This window comes from Thermodesulfobacteriota bacterium, from assembly GCA_040756475.1.
GTDB lineage: Bacteria > Desulfobacterota > Deferrisomatia > Deferrisomatales > JACRMM01 > JBFLZB01.
Map to the genome: position 1 here is coordinate 1 of JBFLZB010000248.1, position 5,427 is coordinate 5,427.

Here is a 5,427-nt window from a genome sequence, read left to right on the forward strand (position 1 = left end):
TGCTGCGGTCGTCGTCCACCACGAGGATGCGGGCGTGGGTCGCAGCGGGGGTCACGGGGAAGCCTCCGGGGCTTCCCGCCGCAGGGCCGCGAACACCCGGCCGGCTTCCGCCACGGCCTCCTGGGCCAGGGGGCCGGCCGCCTCCGCCATGCCGCTGCGGCCCGCGGACTCCAGCCGCTGGCACAAGGCCGCGAGGCGCGCCGCGCCCACGTTGGCGCTCATGGATTTCAGGCTGTGGGCCGCCCGCCGCAGGGCCTCCGGGTCTACCTGGGCCACGGCCGCTTCCAGGGTCTGGAGCAGGGGCGGGGCGTCCTCCAGGTAGAAGCCGATGGTGCGCGAGAGCGCCCCCTGGGCGCCCTGGCGCTCCAGGGCCCGGAGGTTTTCCAGGGCCTGGGGGTCGAGGACGGGTTCTTCACCGGGAGGGGCGTTCCCGGCCGCCGGTTCCGCCAACGCCCCGGAGGGCCTCCCTGGGGCCGCTTTCGGGGCTTCGGCGGGGTCTCGGACGGGGTGCGGAGCGTCTGGGACGAGCGTGCCCGGGGCAGGGAGCCAGCGGTCGAGGATCTGGCCGAGCTGCTGCACCTTGAAGGGCTTGGGGAGGTAGTCGTCCATGCCCGCCGCCAGGCACGCCTCCCGGTCCCCTTCCAGGGCGTGGGCGGTCATGGCCACCACCGGGGTGCGAGGGCGGGCTCCGTCCCCCTCGGCCCGCCGCAGGGCGCGGGTGGCCTCGTACCCGTCCATGCGGGGCATCTGGCAGTCCATGAGGATCAGGTCGTAGGCGGCCCGGCCGGCGGCCTCCACGGCCTCCAGGCCGTCGCAGGCCACGTGGACCTCGAGGCCCAGGAGCTCCAGGAGGTCCCGGGCCACCTCCTGGTTGATCCGGTTGTCCTCCACCAGGAGCACCCGCCCCCGGTATCGAGACTCCAGGGAAACGTCGCCTGCGGGGCGGGGGCTCGGGAGCGCCGGGCCCAGGCCCCGGGTGACCGCGAGAAGCGCTTCGAAGAGGTGCGACTGGCGCACGGGCTTGCTCAGCCAGGCGTCGATGCGGGCCGCCGCCCGGGCGGCCGGGTCGTCCACCACGCCAACCGAGGTGAGCATCACCAGGGGGAGGCCCGCCAGTTCAGGGTCGGCGCGGATGTGCCGGGCCAGGTCCAGGCCGTCCATGCCGGGCATCATCATGTCGAGGATGGCGAGCTGGAAGGGGTGGGTGCCGGCGGCCTCGGCCCGAAGGAGCTCGAGGGCCCGCCCGCCACCCTCCGCCGACGCGTGCTCCAGGCCCCAGGCCTCGAGCTCCATCTCCAGGACCTCCCGGTTGGTGGGGTTGTCGTCCACCACCAGGGCCCGCAGGCCCGAGAGGCCGTGGGGGCTCTCGGAGGCCCCGGTTTCCCGGGGCCGGACCCTGCCGAAGTGGGCGGTGAACCAGAAGCAGGAGCCCTTTCCCGCCGTGCTATCCACCCCCAGCTCCCCCGCCATGAGCTCCACGAGCTGCCGCGAGATGGCGAGCCCGAGCCCCGTCCCCCCGTACCGGCGGGTCATGGAGCCGTCGGCCTGGGAGAAGGAGTCGAAGAGCCGCGGAAGGGCTTCCGGGGGGATGCCGATGCCCGTGTCCTGCACCTCGAAGCGCACGCACACGGTGCCGTCGCCCTCCTCCACCGGGTGCGCCCGCACGGAGACCTCGCCCTTCTCGGTGAACTTGATGGCGTTGCCCACCAGGTTCGAGAGCACCTGGCGCAGGCGCCCGGGGTCTCCCCGCACGGCCCGGGGGAGGTTCGGGGGGAGCACGTGCACGAACTCCAGGCCCTTGGCGTGGGCATGCTCGGCGAAGAGCTGGGAGACCTCCTCCACCTCGTCCCGCAGGTCGAAGTCCAGCACGTCGAGCTGGAGCTTCCCCGCCTCGATCTTGGAGAAGTCGAGGATGTCGTTGAGAAGGTTCATCAGGAGGTCCGCGGACCGGTACACGGTCTCCACGAACCTGCGCTGCCGCCCGTCCAGGGAAGTGCTGCGCAGGAGCTCGGTCATCCCCAACACTCCGTTCATGGGGGTGCGGATCTCGTGGCTCATGTTGGCCAGGAACTGGGACTTGGCCCGGTTGGCGGCCTCGGCCTTCTCGGCCAGGTCCCGGGCGCGGTCGGTGGCCTCCTGGAGCTCCGCGGTCCGCTCCCGGACCCGCTCTTCCAGCACCTGGTGCTGTCCCTGCACCTGGGAGCGGTATTCCCGAAGCCGCGCCAGCATGCGGTTGAAGGTCTCGGCCAGATCCTGGATCTCGTCGCGGGTCTCGAAGCGCACCTCGTGGTTCCAGTTTCCCTGGGAGATGTCGTCGGCGACGCGGGCCAGGGCCTGCACCGGCGAGACGATGCGCCGGGTCACGGCGAAGGTGACGACGATGCCGCCCAGGACGATCAGGAGGGTGACGCCCCCGACGGCGGCGAGGAAGGCCTGGGTCTGGGCCTCGGCCCGCGCCCGGGAGAGGCCCAGCCGCACGTAGCCGATGACCTCGGGCCGGAGCGCCGCGAGGGGGGCACCGGCCAGGGGGTCTCCCCCGAAGAGCTGTCCGTGCCCTCCGCCCACCACCGGCGCGACGATGTCCAGGTCACCGGTTGCCCCGTGGCCGTGCAGGAGCTCGGCGGGGCGCGGTTGCTCGGGGGAGTCGGGGAACGGCCAGGCGGGCAGGGGCCTGGGCGCCGCGCCCGCGCAGGCCAGGACGCGCCCGGACCGGTCGGCGATGACGCCGTAGGCGACGTCGGGGTCGGAGGCCAGGGCGGCCAGCGTGCGCCCCAACGCCTCCCGGTCCTCGGCGAAGACCCCGAACTCGCTGCTCTGGGCGATGAGCGCGGCGAGGCTCTCCCCGTGGTGGCGCAGGTGGGCGCTGGTGTCCGAGACCTCCTGGCGCACGAAGAAGAAGCCCATCCCCAGGGCGGTGGCCAGGACGAGAGCCACCGCCAGGGCGTTGAACTTCCGAAACAGGCTCACTCTCGATGCTCGCCCCACCCGGTCTCCTCTCACGCGGCCCGGCGCTGGCCGATCAAATCTTGAAGGCCTGGATCTGGCCGCGCAGCGCCTCCATCTGCCCACCCAGCTCGGCCAGCACCCGATCCATGGCCTCGGCCTGCCCGGCGCTGTGGCGGGCTACCTCCCGGGTCCGGGAGACGGAGTCCGCCACCTGGCGGGCTCGGGAGGTCTGCTCCCGGGTCGCCTCGTCGATCCGCTCGACCCAGGCGCGCACCGACTCCACGTTGCGGGCGATATCCTGGGTGCCGTCGGCCTGCTGCCCCACGCTGGCGTGCACCTCGGAGGCGATGGCCCGCATGGCTTCGGCCCCCTGGGAGAGCTGGGCGGTGGCTGCCACCTGCTGCTGGATGGTGGCCGCGATGGCGTCTACGGAAGCCGCCACCCGCTGCACGGCACGGGTGATTTCTTCGGTGCTGCGCGACTGTTCTTCCGCCGAGGCGGCGATCTGCTGCACCTGGCCCGCGGCGCGCCCGGTGGCCTGGCGGATGCGGTGGAGGGCCTGGCGGGACGACTCGGACCGTTCCACCTCGGCCCGCACCCGCTCCCCCGCTTCCCGTATGGCGCGTACGGCCTCGCGGCTCGTGCGCTGCAAGCCCTCGACCACGGCCGACACCTCCCCCGCCGAGAGCCCCGTGCGCTCCGCGAGCTCGCCGATCTCGGAGGCGAGCACCGCGAACCCGCGGCCGTGCTCTCCGGCCTGGGCGGCCAGGATGGCGGCGTTGAGCGCCATGAGGCCGGTCTGCTCCGCCACGTCTTCGATGACGTTCAAGGAGATCCCGATCTGTCCGCAGCGGGCGGCGAGCTCCTCGATGGCGGTCCCCACCCGGTCCACCGTTTCCCGGATGGCCGCGATGCCCTCGATGGTCTTCCCCACGGTCTGCCCACCCGCTTCGGCGGACGAGGCGGCTTCCTGGGAGAGCTGCCCCGTCTGCTCGGCGCTGGCCCGGATGGCCTTGACCGAGGCGTTGAGCTGCTGGAGGGCCGCCGCCGTCCCCGCGGTGGAGGCCGAGAGTACCTCCACGCTCTCGGCGACCTGCTGGCCCGAGCCGGAGATCTCCTTCAGGGTGGCGGTGACCTGACCCACCTCCCGGAAGAGCTCTCCCATGCGCCGGGCAATTTCCTGGCTCGACGCGCCCAGCTCGGTCACGGCTCCGGCGCTCTGCTCGGCCGACACCACGAGGGCCGAGGTGCTCTCGGCGATCCCCCCCACCGCCGAGCCGATGGCGCCCACCGCCTCCAGGCTCTCGGCCAGGGCCGAGACCTGGGAGGCCGCCCCGTCCCGCACCTTCCGGGAGGAGTCTCCGAGGGCCGTTACCGCCTGCTCCAGGCCGGTGGCCGCGTCGCGGGTACGCCCCACCATGTCCCGCAGGCGGGCGATGAACCGGCTGAAGCTCCCGGCCAGTGCCCCCACCTCGTCGCTCGACTCCACCCGGAAGGAGCGGGTGAGGTCCCCTTCGCCGTCCGCGATCTCGGCCGCCGCCCCTTCGAGCTCGCTCAGGGGCGAGGTGATGCGCCGGGCAACCAGGAAGCTCAGCCCCAGGCCCAGGAGCACCACCGCCGCGGTGAACGCCCCGGCGTGAAGGAGCTGGCGCCGCAGGCGCAGTCGCAGGCCCTCGACACTCACGCCCAACTGGACGTAGCCCAGGACCTCCCCGGGCCCGCCTGCCGCTTCGGCATCTCCCTCCAGTGGGCTCTCGATTCCGCCGGCGTGGGCGCGTACCGGCTCCCAGAGGTCGAGAAAGGTCGTCCCGTCGGGCCCCACGATTTCCGCCGGAGGCTGCCCTGGGCCGTTCCCCCCCGGACCCCCCCCGGCGGGCTCCGGCACCCGGGTTAGGGGCTGCTCGGCCCGGGCGTGGAGGATCTCGCCCGCGGGGTCCCGCACCGCGAGGTACGCCACCGCGCCGTGGGAGAAGGTGGCGTCCACCAGCTGCCGGAGGGTCTCGGGGTCTCGGGTGTAGACCCCATACTCGCAGTTCTGGGCCACCATGGCGGCCAGGGCGACTCCGTGCTCCGCCAGGTCCTGGCGCCCCGCGACCCGCTGGCCCTCGAACAGGAAGGCGGTGGTCCCGACGGCCGAGAGCGCGATCAGGGACGCCGTGAGCACCGTCACCTTCGCCTTGAGGCTGCCGCCTCTGCGGGGCGGTTCGCCGGACCGAGGCTCCGACCCCGGCGCGTGGGCTGCCGGTCCGGCGGGTTGGGTGGCCCCGTGTTCGTCTGGTCGCATGGGGTCTCTGCCTACTCGTGCACGGTCCGGGCGCCGCGCACGAGCGCCTCGGGAAGGTCGAGCTTCATCTGCCGGGCGGTCTTGAGGCTCACCGAGAGGTGGGCGCCGCGCGGAACCGCGGGGGCCGGCGCCGGCGCCCCCGGGCGCCCCCCGAGCGGGGGGGCGCGCGCCGCGCGCGGGGCGCCCCCGGCCCCGGA

3 protein-coding genes are annotated in these 5,427 nt (G+C 73.7%); all 3 read right to left on the minus strand.

The window, feature by feature from the left end; genetic code table 11:
- Nucleotides 1-51: 51 nt before the first annotated feature.
- Nucleotides 52-2,985, minus strand: coding sequence for a response regulator (locus tag AB1578_21625; GenBank protein ID MEW6490498.1), 2,934 nt, complete (start codon nucleotides 2,983-2,985; stop codon nucleotides 52-54).
- Nucleotides 2,986-3,019: 34 nt separating this feature from the next.
- Entirely contained in the window at nucleotides 3,020-5,230 is a 2,211-nt protein-coding gene (locus AB1578_21630; protein MEW6490499.1) for a methyl-accepting chemotaxis protein, read from the minus strand.
- 11 nt (nucleotides 5,231-5,241) lie between these two features.
- On the minus strand, nucleotides 5,242-5,427 hold a 186-nt coding region (locus tag AB1578_21635; GenBank protein MEW6490500.1), incomplete at its 5' end, for a hypothetical protein.

Bases quoted from the DNA above. Each gene is read 5' to 3' on its own strand.
- AB1578_21630 (MEW6490499.1), bottom strand. From the start codon at position 5,230: ATGCGACCAGACGAACACGGGGCCACCCAACCCGCCGGACCGGCAGCC.